Consider the following 17,363-nt stretch of genomic DNA (forward strand, 5'->3'; position numbering starts at 1 on the left):
CCGTGATCAAGCCCGACCTCTCCCAGCCCCTGCCCGAGACGATCGGCACGGCGCACTTCGTGGGAATCGGCGGTTCGGGCATGAACGGCATCGCCCGGCTCTTCCTCGCCGCCGGCATCCGCGTGACCGGGAGCGACCGGGTGGAGAGCGAGTACACGCAGGCGCTGCGGCGGCTCGGCGCGAAGATCGCGATCGGCCACGACGCGGCGAACGTCGGCGACGCCGACACGCTCGTGGTCACCGGCGCGCTGTGGCAGGACAACCCCGAGTACCAGTACGCGCTCGCGCACGGCATCCCGGTGCTGCACCGCTCCCAGGCGCTCGCCTGGCTCACCCGCGGCAGCCGCCTGGTCGCCGTCGCCGGCGCACACGGCAAGTCGACCACCACGGGCATGCTCGCCACCGCGCTGCTGCAGCTCGGCGCCGACCCCAGCTTCGTGAACGGCGCCGTGATCGAGGGGGTCGAGACCAGCGCCGGGCACGGCGAGTCGGATCTGTTCGTCATCGAGGCCGACGAATCGGACGGCTCGTTCCTGCTGTACGACACCGCCGTCGCCCTCATCACCAACGTCGACGACGACCACCTCGACCACTACGGCAGCTACGGCGCCGTGGAGGACGCCTTCGTCACCTTCGCCGACGCCGCCCGCGAGTTCGTCGTGATCAACGCCGACGACCCGGGCGCGCAGGCCGTCGCGGCGCGCCTCGCGCACCCGAACGTGGTCACCTTCGGCGAAGCCGCCGAGGCGGACGTGCGAGTCGGCGACGTGTCCACCGAGGGGCCGGTCGCGTTCACGCTCACCCTCGGCGGGGCCGCACACCGGGTGCAGCTGAAGGTGCCGGGCCGGCACAACGCGTTCAACGCGGCCGCCGCCTTCGCCGTGCTGACCGGCCTCGGCTTCGACCCCTCGGCCGTCGTGGACGCCCTCGCCCGGTTCGGCGGCACCCACCGGCGCTTCGAGCTGCACGGCACCGTCGGGGGAGTGAGCGTCTACGACGACTACGCGCACCACCCGGCCGAGGTGCAGGCCGTGCTGCAGGCCGCCCGCAGCGTCGTCGGCACGGGGCGCATCATCGCCGTGCACCAGCCGCACACCTACAGCCGCACCCAGCGCCTGGCGCAGGAGTTCGCCGAGGTGCTCGAGGACTACGCCGACGAGACCGTCGTGCTCGACGTGTTCGGCGCCCGGGAGGACCCGGTCCCCGGCGTCACCGGCGAGCTGGTCTCGGCGCGCTTCCGCGACCCGCAGAAGGTCGCGTTCATCGCCGACTGGCAGCAGGCCGCCGACTACACGGCCGAGCACGCGCAGGCAGGCGACATCGTGCTCACCCTCGGCTGCGGGAACGTGAACCTGATCGTCCCGCAGCTCCTCGACGCGCTGCACACGGCGAAGGGGGCCTGAGGTGAGGCGCCCCACCGCTCCCGCAGCGCGCCCGGCGCCCGCCCCGGGGCCGCGGCCGCGTCCCGTCGAGGAGGACCGGCGGGAGGCATCCGTGCTCGTCGACGACGAGCAGATCACCGAGGTCGTCGAGCCGCTCGAGACCGACCGCGGGCAGCAGAAGACGACGGATGCCGCGCCCGATCGCCTTCCGCACGAGCCGCTGATCGGCCGCTTCGAGGCGTGGCGCACGGTGCAGGCCGCCGCGCGCGCCCGCCGGCGTGTGGAGCGCAGGGAGGCGCGCCGGTTCACGGCCAGGGTTCGCCGACTGCGCCTGGCCTGGCTGATCGGCACCGCCGTCGTCGTGGTCGTCATCGGGGGAGCGGTGGCGACGGCCTTCTCGCCGCTGATGGCGCTGCGCCACATCGAGGTGGTGGGCACCCATCGCATCAAGTCCGCCGACGTGGTCGCGGCTCTCAAGCACGAGCTCGGCACCCCGCTGCCACTCGTGCGCGACTCCGACGTGCAGCACGACCTCGACGACTTCCGGCTCATCGAGTCGTATTCCACCCAGCTGCAGCCCCCGTCGACGATCGTGGTGCGCATCACCGAGCGCACGCCGATCGGGTCGGTCAAGGCGGGCACCGGCTACCAGCTCGTCGACCAGGCGGGTGTCGTCATCTCGCAGAGCGCGAAGCAGCCGTCCGGGTACCCGCTGATCAGCCTGGCGAAGGGCCAGTCGCCGCAGACGTCGCCGATCTTCGCGGCCATCGGCGACGTGCTGACGGCGCTGCCGGACTCCGTGAGCGACAAGGTCACGACGGCGAGCGCCTCGTCGGCCAACGCGGTGACCCTCACGCTGCACGGCGGGAAGACCGTCGTCTGGGGCGGCGCGGACGACGCGGAGCTCAAGGCGGAGGTGCTCAGCGCGCTGTTGAAGGGCGCGCCGAACGCCTCGCGCTACGACGTCTCGAGCCCGACGAGCCCCGTCACCAAGTGACGCCGGTGCGCCGCCGGCCCGGCAGCCCCCGATCTTCACGGCAAATCGGCGACACGCGCACGCACGCGTCCGGCTGCCACGGGCCGGGCCCTACTCTCGGGTCAAGGAATTGCATACCGAGCAAAACTTTTACCTTCTAGTTGAGGTTGAAGGTTCCCAGCGGAGGCCAGAGCGTGAGCACAAACCAGAACTATCTCGCCGTCATCAAGGTGGTCGGCATCGGCGGCGGCGGCGTCAACGCCGTCAACCGCATGATCGAGCTCGGCCTGCGCGGGGTCGAGTTCATCGCCATCAACACCGACGCCCAGGCGCTGCTCATGAGCGACGCCGACGTCAAGCTCGACGTGGGCCGCGAGATCACCCGCGGCCTCGGCGCGGGCGCCGACCCCGAGGTCGGCCGCCGCGCGGCGGAGGACCACGCCGAGGAGATCGAGGAGGCGCTGGCCGGCGCCGACATGGTGTTCGTCACCGCCGGCGAAGGCGGCGGCACGGGCACCGGCGGCGCGCCGGTCGTGGCCCGCATCGCGAAGTCCATCGGCGCGCTGACGATCGGCGTCGTCACCAAGCCGTTCAGCTTCGAGGGCAAGCGCCGCGCCGACTCCGCCGCCGCCGGCGTCGCGCGCCTCAAGGAAGAGGTCGACACCCTCATCGTCGTGCCGAACGACCGGCTGCTCGAGATCAGCGACCGCGGCATCAGCATGATGGAGGCCTTCACCACGGCCGACCAGGTGCTGCTGGCCGGAGTGCAGGGCATCACCGACCTGATCACCACGCCCGGTTTGATCAACCTCGACTTCGCCGACGTCAAGTCCGTCATGCAGGGCGCCGGAAGCGCCCTGATGGGCATCGGCTCCTCGCGGGGCGCCGACCGGGCGATCAAGGCCGCCGAGCTCGCGGTCGCGAGCCCCCTGCTCGAGGCGAGCATCGAAGGCGCCCGCGGCGTGCTGCTCTCCATCCAGGGCGGCAGCAACCTCGGCATCTTCGAGATCAACGACGCGGCCCGCCTGGTGCAGGAGGTCGTGCACCCCGAGGCGAACATCATCTTCGGAACCGTGATCGACGACACGCTCGGCGACGAGGTGCGCGTCACCGTCATCGCCGCCGGCTTCGACGGCGGCGAACCGAACGCCAAGGTCGAGCCGAGCCACCGCGCCGATGCCATCGGCGCAGCCGACGAGCCCGCCCCGGTGCTCGAGGACACGGCGGCCCTCGCCCCCGAGGAGCTGCCGGTCGCCGCGTGGGAGCCCACCGTCCCCGCCGAGACGCCGCGGCTTCCGGCCGACAGCGACTTCGACGACGCCGACGGCATCGACATCCCTGATTTTCTGAAATGAGCAAGGCTGGCCTGCCCGGCCAGGGCCTGAAGTAGGTGCGCGAACTCGCCGAGCGGCTGGCCGCCGTGCGCTCCGAGATCACGGATGCCGCACGGGCGGCCGGCCGCGACGCGTCCGAGCTCACCACCATCGTCGTCACCAAGTTCCACCCCGCGTCGCTCGTGCGCGAGCTGCACGCCCTCGGCGTGCGCGACGTGGGGGAGAACCGGCACCAGGAGGCGCAGGCCAAGGCCGCGGAACTCGCCGCGCTCGACGACCTGACCTGGCACTTCATCGGGCAGCTGCAGAGCAACAAGGCCCGGCAGGTGAAGCGCTACTCGCACATCGTGCACTCGGTCGACCGCCCGGCGCTCGTCGACGCGCTCGCGCGCCGCGACGGCGACCCCGAGGACGAGGTGGTGGAGGTGTTCCTCCAGCTCAACCTCACCGACGACCCCGCACGCGGCGGCGTCGCGCCCGAGCGGCTCGAGGCCCTCGCCGAGCACGCCCTGCGCGCGCCGGGCCTGCGGGTGCGCGGGGTGATGGCGGTCGCGCCTCTGGGCGAGGAGCCCCGCGCGGCGTTCGCGCGGGTGCGCGAGGCATCCGATCGTCTGCGCTCGCTCGCGCCCGACGCGCGCGCGATCTCGGCGGGCATGTCCGGCGACTTCCGCGAGGCGATCCTCGAAGGCGCGACACACCTTCGCATCGGCACGGCAATCACGGGATCGCGGCCGACCCCGCGTTAATCTGGCCCGGTCAGGGAGATCTGGCGCACGGGCAACCAGTACGGAGGAAGAGATGGCGAACCCGCTCAAGAAGACGATGGTCTACCTCGGCCTCGCCGACGAGGAGTTCGAGTACGAGGAGGAGCACGCGCGCGAGAGTGCTCCTGCGCCCCAGCCGGCCCCCGCGCCGGTCGCCCCGGCGCCCCAGCCCCGCGCCGATCGCGCCCCCGTCGTACCGATCCGCAGCAAGTCCAACAACGTCAAGGCCCAGGTGGTGCCGGAAATGAACGAGATCCTGACGGTGCATCCGCGCCAGTACCGCGACGCGCAGGCGATCGCCGAGGCGTTCCGCGACGGCATCCCCGTGATCATCAACCTCTCGCAGATGAACGACGGCGACGCGCGCCGCCTCATCGACTTCGCCAGCGGCCTGTCGCAGGGCCTGCTCGGCAAGATCGAGCGCGTCACCAACAAGGTGTTCCTGCTCTCGCCGCAGCACGTGTCGGTGCTCGGCGAGCAGAAGAGCGCCGCAGGCGACGCCGAGAGCTTCTTCGCGCAGGCGTGAGCCGCGGCGCCGCGGCCAGGCAGTCCCCAGGCTCACGGCGCCGGCCTCCGCGATACTGAACCCGTGCTCGTCGTCTCGATCTTCGCGACCGTCGTCTACTACCTGCTGCTCATCTACTTCCTCACCATGTGGGCGCGTTTCGTGCTCGACCTGGTGCGGCAACTCCGCCGCGGCTGGCGGCCCCGAGGGGTCAGCCTGGTCGCGGCGGAGGCCGTCTACACGGTGACGGACCCGCCGATCCGGCTCTTCCGCCGGCTCATGCCGCCGGTCGGCATGGGGCCCGTCGCCCTCGACTTCGGCTGGCCCATCACCATGCTGTGCTGCATCGTCCTGATGTACGTCGCCGGGCAACTCATGGCTTTGTGATTTGCTACGTTAGACGCACCACGTTCCACCACCGATAGACATCTAAGGGGCGACAGCCATGGCGCTTACTCCGGAAGACGTAGTCAACAAGCGCTTCCAGCCGACGAAGTTCCGCGAGGGCTACGACCAGGACGAGGTCGACGACTTCCTCGACGAGGTGGTCGTCGAACTGCGTCGCCTGAACCAGGAGAACGAGGAGCTCAAGCAGCGCCTGGCCGCCGCCGAGTCGCGCGTCGCCGAGCTGCAGCGCAGCGGTTCGGCCGCCCCCGCTGAGGCCGCCCCGGCTCAGGCGCCCGAGCCCGCCGCGGCGCCGGCCGCCCCGGCCGCCACCACCGCGGTGCCGGTCGTCGAGCCCACCCCCGTCGACGAGACCCAGAGCACCAACAACCTGCTGCAGCTGGCCCGCCGCCTGCACGAGGAGCACGTCGCCGAGGGCAAGGCCAAGCGCGACGAGCTGATCGCCGAGGGCCACGCCACCGCCGCCCGCCTCGTCGCCGAGGCGGAGACGAAGCAGAAGGAGCAGATCGCGATCCTCGAGAAGGAGCGCGCCGCGCTGCAGTCGAAGATCGACGAGCTGCGCACCTTCGAGCGCGACTACCGCGCCAAGCTGAAGTCCTACATCGAGGGCCAGCTGCGCGACCTCGAGGCGCAGGGCGCCGCGGCCCCGGCCACCGGCTCCGTCCCCTCCGGCGAGGGCGCCCAGCAGCCGGCCTCAAGCTTCCAGGGCTTTGGAGCCTAGCGCCCCGGCCAAGGTCAGCGTTCGGGCGATCCTCGTCTTGGCCGTCGTCGCCGTCTGCGTCTTCATCGCGGACCAGGTGGCGAAGGCGCTCGTGGTCGCCCACCTCGCACAGGGCGAGCAGGTCAACGTCATCGGTGACCTGCTCGTCCTGCGTTATGTGCTGAACCCGGGCGCGGCCTTCTCGATCGGCACAGGTTCGACCTGGATCTTCACCATCATCGCCATCGCGGTGCTGGTCTTCGTGCTGTGGTACGCCCGGCGCATCCGCTCGATCGCGTGGTCGGTCGTGTTCGGCCTGCTGCTCGGCGGTCTGCTCGGCAACCTCTGCGACCGCCTGTTCCGCCCGCCGGCCCTCGGCCAGGGCGAGGTGGTCGACTTCATCAAGATCCCGCTGCTGCCGGCGATCTTCAACCTCGCCGACTCGGCGATCGTGGCCGCGATGGCGCTGTTCCTGATCCTCACCCTGCGCGGCGTGAGCCTGGACGGCCACCGGCCCGTGCCCGCCGACGCCCCGCAGCCGACGGATGTCGCGGCGGATGTTCCGGAGGACGGCGATCCCCGCTCGTAGCTACCCCGTGCCGGACGGCCTCGACGGCACCCGCGTCGACGCGGGCGTCGCGAAGCTGCTCGGCTTCTCGCGCTCCTTCGCCGCCGAGGTGGCCGAAGGCGGCGGCGTCGCGCTCGACGGCCGCATCGTCGGCAAGAGCGACAAGCTCACCGCCGGCTCCTGGCTCGAGGTGACCTGGGAGGAGCGTCGCGGTCCCGTGGTCGAGGCGATCCCCGTGCCGGAGCTCAGGATCGTGCACGACGACGACCACATCGTCGTCGTCGACAAGCCGTTCGGGGTCGCCGCGCACCCCTCGGTCGGCTGGGAGGGCCCGACGGTCGTCGGCGCCCTCGCCGCAGCCGGCTACCGCATCTCCACCTCCGGTGCGGCCGAGCGGCAGGGCATCGTGCACCGGCTCGACGCCGGCACCTCCGGCCTGATGGTCGTGGCCAAGAGCGAGCACGCCTACACGGTGCTCAAGCGCGCCTTCCACGACCGCACGGTCGAGAAGATCTACCACGCGGTCGTGCAGGGGCACCCGGATCCGCTGGCCGGCACGATCGACGCGCCGATCGGGCGGCATCCGCGCTCGGACTGGAAGTTCGCGGTCGTCGCCGACGGCAAGGCATCCGTCACCCACTACGAGACGATCGAGGCGTTCCCGGCGGCGAGCCTGCTCGAGATCCATCTCGAGACCGGGCGCACGCACCAGATCCGGGTGCACATGGCGGCGCAGCGGCACCCCTGCGTCGGCGACACGCTGTACGGCGCCGACCCGACGCTGTCGGCGCGGCTGTCGCTCACCCGGCAGTGGCTGCACGCGGTCTCGCTCGGCTTCGATCACCCGGCGACGGGGGAGTGGGTGCGGTTCCGCACCGACTACCCCGGCGACCTGCAGCACGCCCTCGACGTCCTTCGCGACTGAGGCGCCGGGCATCCGCGCGTGCTGCCGTGCACGTCGCCGGTTCGGGAGAGAATCGGATGCATGGCGTCAGACTCCTTCGTCCACCTGCACGTGCACAGCGAGTACTCGATGCTGGACGGCGCGGCCCGCATCAAACCGCTCGTCGACGCCGCGATCGAACAGGGCATGCCGGCCGTGGCGGTCACCGACCACGGCAACATGTTCGGCGCGTTCGACTTCTGGAAGACCGCGACCGGGGCGGGCATCAAGCCCATCATCGGCACCGAGGCGTACCTGACGCCGGGCACGCACCGCACCTACAAGACCCGCGTGCGCTGGGGCGACGGGGGCGGCGACGACGTGTCGGGCTCGGGCGCCTACACGCACATGACCATGTTCGCCGAGACGACCGAGGGCATGCACAACCTGTTCCGGCTGTCGTCGCTGGCGAGCATCGAGGGCTACTACTTCAAGCCGCGCATGGACCGCGAGCTGCTGCACCGCTACGCGAAGGGGATCATCGCGACGACCGGCTGCCCGTCGGGGGAGGTGCAGACCCGACTGCGGCTCGGGCAGTACAAGGAGGCGGTCGCCGCGGCGGCCGAGTTCCGCGACATCTTCGGCAAGGAGAACTTCTTCGCCGAGATCATGGACCACGGGCTCGGCATCGAGCGCCGCGTCATGGGCGACCTGATCAGGCTCGCCAAAGACCTCGGCCTGCCGCTCGTGGCCACCAACGACCTGCACTACACGCACGCCTCCGACGCCGGCGCCCACGCGGCGCTGCTGTGCGTGCAGTCGGGCTCGACGCTGAACGACCCGGGCCGCTTCAAGTTCGACGCCGACGAGTTCTACCTGAAGACGCCCGAGCAGATGCGGCAGCTGTTCCACGACCACCCCGAGGCGTGCGACAACACGCTCGCCATCGCCGAGCGCTGCGAGGTGCAGTTCGACACCGGCGCGAACTACATGCCCCGCTTCCCGGTGCCGGAGGGCGAGACCGAGGCCAGCTGGTTCGTCAAGGAGGTCAACGCGGGCCTCGAGCGGCGCTACCCGGACGGCATCCCCGAGAAGGTGCGCAAGCAGGCCGACTACGAGATCGGCATCATCACCCAGATGGGCTTCCCGGGCTACTTCCTCGTGGTCGCCGACTTCATCAACTGGTCCAAGCGCAACGGCATCCGAGTCGGCCCCGGCCGCGGCTCCGGCGCCGGGTCGATGGCGGCGTACGCGATGCGCATCACCGACCTCGACCCCCTCGAGCACGGCCTCATCTTCGAGCGCTTCCTCAACCCCGACCGCGTCTCGATGCCCGACTTCGACGTCGACTTCGACGACCGCCGCCGCCTCGAGGCGGTGAAGTACGTCACCGAGAAGTACGGCTCCGAGCGCGTGGCGCAGATCGTCACCTACGGCACCATCAAGGCGAAGCAGGCGCTGAAGGACGCGGGCCGCGTGCTCGGCTTCCCGTTCTCCATGGGGGAGAAGCTCACCAAGGCGATGCCGCCCGCGGTGATGGGCAAGGACATCCCGCTGTCCCAGATCTTCGACAAGGACAGCCCCCGCTACAAGGAGGCCGTCGAGATCAGAGCGGTGGTCGAGAACGACCCCGAGGCGAAGACCGTGTTCGACACGGCGCTGGGCCTGGAGGGGCTGAAGCGGCAGTGGGGCGTGCACGCCGCGGGCGTGATCATGTCGAGCCATCCGATCATGGACGTCATCCCGATCATGAAGCGGGAACAGGACGGCCAGATCGTCACCCAGTTCGACTACCCGGCCGCCGAGTCGCTCGGCCTGATCAAGATGGACTTCCTGGGCCTCAGGAACCTCACGATCATCAGCGACGCCCTCGACAACATCAAGGCGAACACCGGCACCGAGCTCGACCTCGAGTCGCTCGCCCTCGACGACCGCGCCGCCTACGATCTGCTGGCCAAGGGCGACACCCTCGGCGTGTTCCAGCTCGACGGCGGGCCGATGCGCTCGCTGCTGCGGCAGATGAAGCCCGACAACTTCGAGGACATCTCCGCGCTCATCGCCCTGTACCGGCCGGGCCCGATGGGCGCGAACTCGCACATCAACTACGCGCTGCGCAAGAACGGGCTGCAGGAGATCACGCCGATCCACCCCGAGCTCGCCGAGCCTCTGAAAGACATCCTCGACACCACCTACGGCCTGATCATCTACCAGGAGCAGGTGATGGCGATCGCCCAGCGCGTCGCGGGCTTCTCGCTCGGTCAAGCGGACATCCTGCGCCGCGCGATGGGCAAGAAGAAGAAGGCCGAGCTCGACAAGCAGTACGCCGGCTTCGAGCAGGGCATGAAGGACAACGGCTTCTCGGATGCCGCGATCAAGACGCTCTGGGACATCCTGCTGCCGTTCTCCGACTACGCGTTCAACAAGGCGCACTCGGCGGCGTACGGCGTCGTCTCGTACTGGACGGCGTACCTGAAGGCGCACTATCCGGCCGAGTACATGGCCGCGCTGCTGACCAGCGTCGGCGACTCGAAGGACAAGATGGCGGTCTACCTCAACGAGTGCCGCCACATGGGCATCAGGGTGCTGCCGCCCGACGTGAACGAGTCGATCGGATTCTTCGCGGCCGTCGGCTCGGACATCCGCTTCGGTCTCGGCGCCGTGCGCAACGTCGGCATGAACGTCGTCGACGGCATCGTCGCGGCCCGGCAGGAGAAGGGGCGCTTCGAGTCGTTCCACGACTTCCTCAAGAAGGTGCCCCTGCACGTGGCCAACAAGCGCACCATCGAGTCGCTGATCAAGGCCGGTGCGTTCGACTCCTTCGGGCACTCGCGCCGGGCTCTGCTCGAGATCCATGAGGGCGCCGTCGAGTCGGTGGTGAGCCACAAGCGGGTCGAGGCGACGGGCCAGATGGGCTTCGACTTCGACTCGCTGCTGACGGATGCCGCCGACACCGGCCCGATCTCCGTGGTGCCCGAGCGGCCGGAGTGGAACAAGCGCGACAAGCTCGCCTTCGAGCGCGAGATGCTCGGCCTCTACGTCTCTGACCACCCGCTGGCCGGCCTCGAACTCGAGCTGGCCAAGGCCGCGTCGACCTCCATCGCCGACCTGACCGGCTCGGAGGCGACCCAGGACGGCGACCAGGTCACCATCGCCGGCCTCGTCACGAGCGTGCAGCACCGGGTCGCCAAGCAGTCCGGCAACCAGTACGGCATGATCACCGTCGAAGACTTCGGCGGCGAGATCACCGTCATGTTCATGGGCAAGGCGTACCAGGAGTTCGCCCCGGCGCTCGTCGCCGACACCATCGTGTCGGTGCGCGGGCGCGTGTCGCTGCGCGACGACGGCATGAACCTGCACGCCTACAACCTGATCACGCACGACTTCGGCCAGGCGACCGGCCCGAGCGGGCCGCTCGTCATCTCGATGCCCGACCAGCGGGCGACGACCGACGTGGTGACCGAGCTCGGCGACATGCTGATCCGTCACGCCGGCGACAACGAAGTGCGCCTGCGGCTCGTGAAGGGCAGCACGGCGCGGGTCTTCGAGCTGCCGTACAAGGTGGCTGTCAGCCCCGACCTGTTCGGCGAGTTGAAGGCGCTCCTCGGGCCGTCCTGCCTCGTGTGAGCGGATTCGCGGAGTGGAGCGGTTCCATCTACCGCGGCGAGTGCGGCCGCCCCACTTCCTCGTGCTCTGCTCATGCGCGAAAGCCTCATAGGGCGCACGTTCTGGCGCAGAACGTGCGCCGCAGGCGCGAGCCGCCGCTGTGCGCGGACCCGCGCACGAATCCGACGTGCGACGCTCTGGGAGCGGGCGACTTGGTCGCCCGCGTACGTGTGGCCTGCTCACGCCGACTGCGGTGCGCCGGGCAGGGGCCAGCACACCTAAACTGGCACAGATGCGCACCATCGACCTGCGCGGCGTCCCTTCCGACTCCGCCGAATTCGCCACCGCCGTTCCGCGCCCGGTCGTCGACGTCTCGGTCGCGTCCGAGGCGGCGGCGGCGCTGATCGACGAGGTGAGATCGGATGGCTCCGCCGCGCTGCTCGCGCAGTCCGAGCGGTTCGACGGCGTGCGCCCCGTCGCGCTGCGCGTGCCGCACGCCGAGATCGACGAGGCCGTCGCGGGGCTCGAGCCCGCCCTGCGCTACGCGCTCGAGCAGGCGATCGACCGGGTGCGTCAGGCGACGGCGGCGCAGGTGCCGCCGCCCGCGACGACGCAGCTCGGGCCCGGGGCATCCGTCACCCAGCGCTGGCAGCCGGTGGCGCGAGCCGGGCTGTACGTGCCGGGCGGCAAGGCGGTCTACCCGTCGAGTGTCGTGATGAACGTCGTGCCCGCGCAGGTCGCCGGCGTCGCCCAGGTCGCGCTCGCGAGCCCGGCGCAGAAGGAGTTCGGCGGCTCGGTGCACCCCACGATCCTGGCCGCGGCCGGGCTGCTCGGCGTCGACGAGGTGTACGCCATGGGCGGCGCCGGAGCGATCGGCGCGCTCGCCTACGGCGTGCCCGACGCGGGGATCGCGCCGGTGCAGGTCATCACCGGCCCGGGCAACATCTACGTCGCCGCCGCGAAGCGCCTGGTGCGCGGCCAGGTGGGCATCGACGCCGAGGCGGGCACCACCGAGATCCTCGTGATCGCGGATGCCTCCGCCGACGCGCGCCTCGTGGCCGCCGACCTGCTCAGCCAGGCGGAGCACGACGAGGCCGCGGCATCCGTGCTCGTCACCGACTCGGCCGACCTCGCCGCGGCGGTCGACGCCGAGGTGGAGCGGCAGGTGCTCACGACCGAGAACCGCGAACGCGCCGCCGTCGCCCTCACGGGCCCGCAGTCGGCGATCGTGCTCGTCGACGACGAGGCCGCGGCGGTCGCGTTCAGCAATGCGTACGCGCCCGAGCACCTCGAGCTGCAGACCGCCGACCCGCAGGAGACGCTCGCCGGCATCGAGAACGCCGGCGCGATCTTCCTCGGCGCGTCGTCGCCGGTGAGCCTCGGCGACTACCTGGCGGGCAGCAACCACGTGCTGCCGACCGGGGGAGCGGCCCGCCACTCCGCCGCGCTCGGCGCCTACGCGTTCCTGCGCGCGCAGCAGATCATCTCCTACGACCGGGGCGCGCTGCAGGCGGTGCGCGAGCCGATCGTCGCCCTCGCGGAGGCCGAGCACCTGCCGGCGCACGGCGAGGCGGTATCGATCCGCTTCGAGTGACACGCGGCACGGCGCATCCGCCTGGCGCGAGTAGGTAGTGTTTCTGCATGTTCTGCCCGTTCTGCCGCCACCCGGACTCCCGCGTCGTCGACTCCCGGACCAGTGACGACGGGCTCTCCATCCGGCGCCGCCGGCAGTGCCCGGAGTGCGGGCGCCGCTTCTCGACGATCGAGACCGCGAGCCTGAACGTGATCAAGCGGTCGGGAGTGGTCGAGCCGTTCAGCCGGGAGAAGGTGATCGCCGGGGTGCGCAAGGCGTGCCAGGGCCGGCCGGTGACCGACAGCGACCTCGCGGTGCTCGCGCAGAAGGTGGAGGAGACGATCCGCGCGACCGGCGCCTCGCAGATCGACGCCAACGACATCGGCATCGCGGTGCTGCCCGAGCTGCGCGAGCTCGACGAGGTCGCGTACCTGCGTTTCGCGAGCGTCTACCAGGCGTTCGACTCGCTCGACGACTTCGAGGCCGCGATCGCGCAGCTGCGCCGCGACCACCAGGCGAGCACGGCCGGCTGAGGGGCGCACGGTGATCGCTGACACCCGCCCGATATGCTGAGCGCGGCATGTACCGGCTCGTCTTCGACCTCGTCTTCAAGCGCATGGACCCTGAACGGGCCCACCATCTCGCCTACCTGTTCATCCAGGTGATCCAGGCCCTCGGCCTCAGCAAGCTGCTGCACGACTTCACCCGTCCCCGCACCGACCTCACGGTGCGCACCCTCGGCCGGACCTTCGAGACGCCGTTCGGCCTCGCCGCCGGCTTCGACAAGGACGGCAAGATCGTGATGGGGCTCGGCGGCCTCGGCTTCGGCCACGTCGAGGTCGGCACGCTCACCGCGATCGCGCAGCCGGGGAACCCGAGACCGCGCCTGTTCCGGCTCATCGCCGACCGTGCGCTGATCAACCGCATGGGCTTCAACAACGAGGGGGCGGATGCCGCGGCGCAGCGCCTGCGGCACGTGGAGCGCCTGCGCCCGCGGCCGGTGCTGGGCGTCAACATCGGCAAGAGCCGCGTGGTCGAGGTCGACGACGCGCTGCCCGACTACCGCGCCTCGGCCTCGCTGCTGTCTCCGGTCGCCGACTACCTCGTCGTCAACGTGTCGTCTCCGAACACGCCGGGGCTGCGCGGCCTGCAGGAGCTCGACCGGCTCGCGCCGTTGCTTTCCACCGTCAAGGAGCACGCCGCGGGCACCCCGCTGCTGGTGAAGATCGCCCCCGACTTGAGCGACGACGAGATCGTGCGTATCGCCCAGCTCGTGGTCGAGCTCGGGCTCGACGGGATCATCGCGACCAACACGACCATCGAGCGCGAGGGGCTCGGGCTCAAGACGGATGCCTCCTACGTCGCCTCCCTCGGCCCCGGCGGCCTCTCGGGCGCGCCGCTGGCCCGGCGCTCGCTCGAGGTGCTGAAGCTCATCCGGCAGAACGTGCCCCCGTCGCTGTGCGTCATCTCGGTCGGGGGAGTGCGCACCGCCGCCGACGTCGCCGAGCGGCTCGCCGCCGGGGCCACCCTCGTGCAGGGCTACACCGAGTTCATCTACTCCGGACCGCTGTGGGTGCGGCGCATCAACCGCGGCCTCGACAAGCTGCTGAAGAAATGACTCAGCCGTCGGCGAGCGGCGTGCCCTGGTGGAAGCGCAACCGCCAGCCCGTCGCGGTCTGGACCCAGAGCGAGCTGCGGCGCGAGGCGCCGCGGGCGTCCGTCGCCTCGTAGAGCAGCAGCAGCGCACCGTCGGCGACCCGGGAGACCCCGAGCACCGCGGTGAGCTCGGCCTCCGACTCCGGCGCTTCGGCCAGGGTCTGCAGCGTGGTCTCACGATCCCAGTGCCGGCCGGAGGAGCCGATCTCCTCGAACTCGGGGTGCAGCAGCTCGGCCACCCGCGACGGGTCGGCGCGCACCTGCGTGCGCAGCAGCGCCCGCTCGAGTCGCACCACGGCGTCCTCGTCGCTCTCCGCGGCCTCCTCGCCGAGGTGGTCGAAGAGCGCGGGCGGCAGCGCGTCGCCGAACTCGTCGCGGCTGGCGGGCAGGGTGACGGGGGCCGGGGATGCCTCGCCCGAGGCATCCGTCACACCCTTCGTCCACCCCGGGCCGGTCGGGATCTCCGCCCCGCGCTGGTACGCGGTCGCGACCGCCCGGGCGCGCAGGTCGGCCGCCTCGTTCAGCGAGTGGCCGGCGTGGCCCTTCACCCACTCGAAGGCGACGTCGCGGCCCGCGACCAGCCGGTCGAGGCGCTGCACGAGCTCGAGGTTCATGACGGGGGAGCCGTCGGCCTTGCGCCAGCCCTTGCGCTTCCAGCCCGGCATCCACTTGGTGATCGTGTTGATCACGTACTGGCTGTCGCAGAGCACCTTGAGCGGCTCGTCGGCCAGGCCCGCCGCGGCGGTCTGCTCGAGCAGGTCGATGACGGCCATCAGCTCGCCCTGGTTGTTGGTGCCGTGCGGCCAGCCGCCGGAGGCCCAGCATCCGTCGTCGACGTACCAGGCCCAGCCGGCCGGGCCGGGGTTGCCGAGGGCCGAGCCGTCGGCGGCGGCGACGATGGTCACGCGGCGGCCGTCACTCGGGGTAGTGCCCGCGCTTGACCTGCGGCTTGGGCATGCGGATCGGCCGGAACTGGATCGTGCGCATCGACGAGTACCAGCGGATGCCGCGCTCCATGGAGCCGAACTTCTCGTCGAGGCGACGCTTCAGCATGAACCCCATGACGATGCAGTCGAGCACGGTGAGGGCGAAGAAGCACCACACGGCGATCAGCGCGTAGCTCTGCACCGTCGTGGCGATGCTCTGAGAAAGGGGCAGGAAGGTGGAGAGGAGCAGCAGCACGACGACCGGGATCAGGAACTCCCCGACGCTCCACCGGGCGTCGACGTAGTCGCGCGCGTAGCGGCGCTGCGGGCCCCGGTCGCGGGCGGGCAGGTAGCGCTCGTCGCCGGCGGCCATGCCGGCCTGCTGCCGCTCGCGCTCGAGGCGCAGGCGCTCGCGTTCGGCGGCGCGGGCGGCCTTGCGGTCGGCGGGCACCAGGGGCCGCTTGCGGGCGGCCTCGCGCTCGCGCCGGCTGGGCGTGGCGCGGCCCTTGCCTGCGGCGACGGCCTCGGCCTGTGCGCGAGCTTCGTCGTTCGCGGTGGGGGAGGCCTGGTTGTTCGATCGATTGGGCACGGAAATCCTCGTCATTCCTATCTGAATAAGCTTAGCCGCATGGCCGATGCCCCCCTTTCCCCAGACCCCCAGGAAGACCCCCGCGACGCCGCGGTGGCGGAAGCCGTCGCCGGCGGTCTGCCCGCCGCGATCGCCGACCTGACCTCGCTCGTGAAGATCCCGTCGGTGTCCTGGCCGGCGTTCGATCCGGCCTTCGTGCACGAGAGCGCCGCCGCCGTCGCGGCCCTGCTCGAGGGCACCGGCGTGTTCGAGACGGTCGAGGTGAAGCAGGCGCAGAAGGCCGGCTTCCCCGACGGCGAGCTCGGGCACCCCGCCGTGCTCGCCACCCGCAGGGCGAAGAACGGCCGGCCCACCGTGCTGCTGTACGCGCACCACGACGTGCAGCCGCCCGGCAAGGACGAGGACTGGGAGACCAGCCCCTACGAGCCCGTCGTGAAGGGCGACCGGCTGTACGGCCGCGGCGCCGCCGACGACAAGGCGGGGGTGCTCGCCCACGTCGCCGCCGTGCGCGCCGTCGCCGAGGTGATCGACGACCTCGAGGTCGGGCTCGCCGTCTTCATCGAGGGCGAGGAGGAGCACGGCTCGCACTCCTTCGTGAACTTCCTCGAGGACAACAAGGAGGCCCTGGACGCCGACCTCATCATCGTCGCTGACAGCGACAACTGGGACGTCGAGACGCCGAACCTCACCGTGGCCCTGCGCGGCGCGTGCGCCTTCAACATGACCGTCTCCACCCTCGAGCACGCCTCCCACTCCGGCATGTGGGGCGGGGCCGCGCCCGACGCGATGCTCGCCGCCATCAAGCTGCTGTCGACCCTGTGGGACGACAACGGCTCGGTCGCGGTGCCGGGCCTCGCCCGATACGACGCCGAGACGCCCGCATTCGAGGAGGCCGAGCTCGCGGCATCCGCCGCCTTCAAACCCGGCGTCGCAGCGATCGGCGACGGCAGCGTGCTCAGCCGCTTGTGGTTCCAGCCGTCCATCACCGTGACGGGCATCGACGCGCCCTCGATCGCCAACGCCTCGAACACGCTCAGCCCGCAGGTCACGGTGCGCATCAGCATGCGGGTGGCGCCGGGCCAGGCATCCGCCGAGGCGCGCGACGCGCTCATCGCGCACCTGAAGGCCAACGCGCCGTTCGGCGCGCACCTCGACTTCCACGACTTCGAGGTCGGCGACCCGTTCCTCGTCGACACGAGCGGGTGGGCGGTCGCCGAGACGAAGCGGGCGATGACGGATGCCTGGGGCAAGGCCCCGGTCGAGGCCGGCATCGGCGGCTCGATCCCGTTCGTCGCCGACCTCGTGCGCGTGTTCCCCGACGCGCAGATCCTCGTCACCGGCGTCGAAGACCCAGACACGCGGGCGCACAGCCCCAACGAGTCGCTGCACCTCGGGGTGTTCAAGCGGGCGATCCTGACCGAGGCGCTGCTGCTGGCCCGGCTGAACCGGAAAACAGCATCGTCTGCCTAAACTGTCGCAAGACTTCCCGTACGACACAG

At 71.0% G+C, this 17,363-nt stretch carries 16 protein-coding genes; 14 read left to right on the plus strand and 2 right to left on the minus strand.

The window, feature by feature from the left end:
* Window positions 1–2 precede the first annotated feature (2 nt).
* The 13 genes from murC to H563_RS0100415 all read left to right on the plus strand — a co-directional run bounded on the left by murC (window position 3) and on the right by H563_RS0100415 (window position 14,311).
* Window positions 3–1,403 carry a UDP-N-acetylmuramate--L-alanine ligase gene (gene murC, locus H563_RS0100355; RefSeq protein ID WP_022880640.1) on the plus strand — a complete coding sequence of 467 codons (1,401 nt, stop codon included), beginning with the start codon at window positions 3–5 and terminating at the stop codon, window positions 1,401–1,403.
* A 1-nt stretch (window position 1,404) separates the two neighbouring features.
* Window positions 1,405–2,379 carry an FtsQ-type POTRA domain-containing protein gene (locus tag H563_RS0100360; RefSeq protein WP_027478920.1) on the plus strand — a complete coding sequence of 325 codons (975 nt, stop codon included), beginning with the start codon at window positions 1,405–1,407 and terminating at the stop codon, window positions 2,377–2,379.
* 173 nt (window positions 2,380–2,552) lie between these two features.
* Window positions 2,553–3,713, plus strand: a complete 1,161-nt coding sequence (gene ftsZ / locus H563_RS0100365) for a cell division protein FtsZ (protein WP_022880642.1) — start codon at window positions 2,553–2,555, stop codon at window positions 3,711–3,713.
* Window positions 3,714–3,748: 35 nt separating this feature from the next.
* A complete protein-coding gene (locus H563_RS0100370) occupies window positions 3,749–4,438 on the plus strand; it encodes a YggS family pyridoxal phosphate-dependent enzyme (protein ID WP_022880643.1) in 690 nt (229 codons plus the stop codon).
* A 52-nt stretch (window positions 4,439–4,490) separates the two neighbouring features.
* The gene (locus H563_RS0100375; RefSeq protein ID WP_022880644.1) at window positions 4,491–4,982 is read left to right on the plus strand and encodes a cell division protein SepF; all 492 of its coding nucleotides are present in this window, start codon (window positions 4,491–4,493) and stop codon (window positions 4,980–4,982) included.
* Between the two features lie 63 nt (window positions 4,983–5,045).
* The gene (locus H563_RS0100380; protein WP_022880645.1) at window positions 5,046–5,348 is read left to right on the plus strand and encodes a YggT family protein; all 303 of its coding nucleotides are present in this window, start codon (window positions 5,046–5,048) and stop codon (window positions 5,346–5,348) included.
* Between the two features lie 58 nt (window positions 5,349–5,406).
* Window positions 5,407–6,087 (plus strand): DivIVA domain-containing protein, encoded by a 681-nt coding sequence (locus H563_RS0100385; protein WP_022880646.1) that lies wholly within the window; start codon window positions 5,407–5,409, stop codon window positions 6,085–6,087.
* Window positions 6,077–6,655, plus strand: coding sequence for a signal peptidase II (lspA, locus tag H563_RS14305; RefSeq protein WP_022880647.1), 579 nt, complete (start codon window positions 6,077–6,079; stop codon window positions 6,653–6,655). The genes H563_RS0100385 and lspA overlap by 11 nt, the downstream gene beginning before the upstream one ends.
* Window positions 6,642–7,559, plus strand: a complete 918-nt coding sequence (locus H563_RS0100395; protein ID WP_027478921.1) for an RluA family pseudouridine synthase — start codon at window positions 6,642–6,644, stop codon at window positions 7,557–7,559. Before lspA ends, H563_RS0100395 begins: the two co-directional genes overlap by 14 nt.
* Window positions 7,560–7,619: 60 nt before the next feature.
* Window positions 7,620–11,141 carry a DNA polymerase III subunit alpha gene (dnaE, locus tag H563_RS0100400; protein ID WP_022880649.1) on the plus strand — a complete coding sequence of 1,174 codons (3,522 nt, stop codon included), beginning with the start codon at window positions 7,620–7,622 and terminating at the stop codon, window positions 11,139–11,141.
* Window positions 11,142–11,412: 271 nt separating this feature from the next.
* Window positions 11,413–12,714 (plus strand): histidinol dehydrogenase, encoded by a 1,302-nt coding sequence (gene hisD / locus H563_RS0100405; protein WP_022880650.1) that lies wholly within the window; start codon window positions 11,413–11,415, stop codon window positions 12,712–12,714.
* A 47-nt stretch (window positions 12,715–12,761) separates the two neighbouring features.
* Window positions 12,762–13,226, plus strand: a complete 465-nt coding sequence (gene nrdR, locus H563_RS0100410; RefSeq protein WP_022880651.1) for a transcriptional regulator NrdR — start codon at window positions 12,762–12,764, stop codon at window positions 13,224–13,226.
* 47 nt (window positions 13,227–13,273) lie between these two features.
* Window positions 13,274–14,311: a quinone-dependent dihydroorotate dehydrogenase gene (locus H563_RS0100415; protein WP_022880652.1), complete on the plus strand. Its 1,038-nt coding sequence runs from the start codon at window positions 13,274–13,276 to the stop codon at window positions 14,309–14,311.
* 1 nt (window position 14,312) lies between these two features.
* Here H563_RS0100415 and H563_RS0100420 read toward each other — a convergent pair whose 3' ends face one another.
* Window positions 14,313–15,254 (minus strand): ribonuclease HI family protein, encoded by a 942-nt coding sequence (locus tag H563_RS0100420; RefSeq protein ID WP_022880653.1) that lies wholly within the window; start codon window positions 15,252–15,254, stop codon window positions 14,313–14,315.
* A 10-nt stretch (window positions 15,255–15,264) separates the two neighbouring features.
* Window positions 15,265–15,864 carry a DUF3043 domain-containing protein gene (locus H563_RS0100425; RefSeq protein ID WP_022880654.1) on the minus strand — a complete coding sequence of 200 codons (600 nt, stop codon included), beginning with the start codon at window positions 15,862–15,864 and terminating at the stop codon, window positions 15,265–15,267.
* A gap of 39 nt (window positions 15,865–15,903) precedes the next feature.
* On the opposite strand from H563_RS0100425, the gene H563_RS0100430 reads away from it, so the two are divergent.
* On the plus strand, window positions 15,904–17,334 hold the full coding sequence (locus tag H563_RS0100430; RefSeq protein ID WP_027478923.1) for a M20/M25/M40 family metallo-hydrolase: 1,431 nt from the start codon (window positions 15,904–15,906) through the stop codon (window positions 17,332–17,334).
* The last annotated feature ends 29 nt before the right edge of the window (window positions 17,335–17,363 follow it).

The sequence above is a fragment of the Gryllotalpicola ginsengisoli DSM 22003 genome, from assembly GCF_000419445.1.
In the GTDB taxonomy this organism is placed as follows: Bacteria; Actinomycetota; Actinomycetes; order Actinomycetales; family Microbacteriaceae; genus Gryllotalpicola; species Gryllotalpicola ginsengisoli.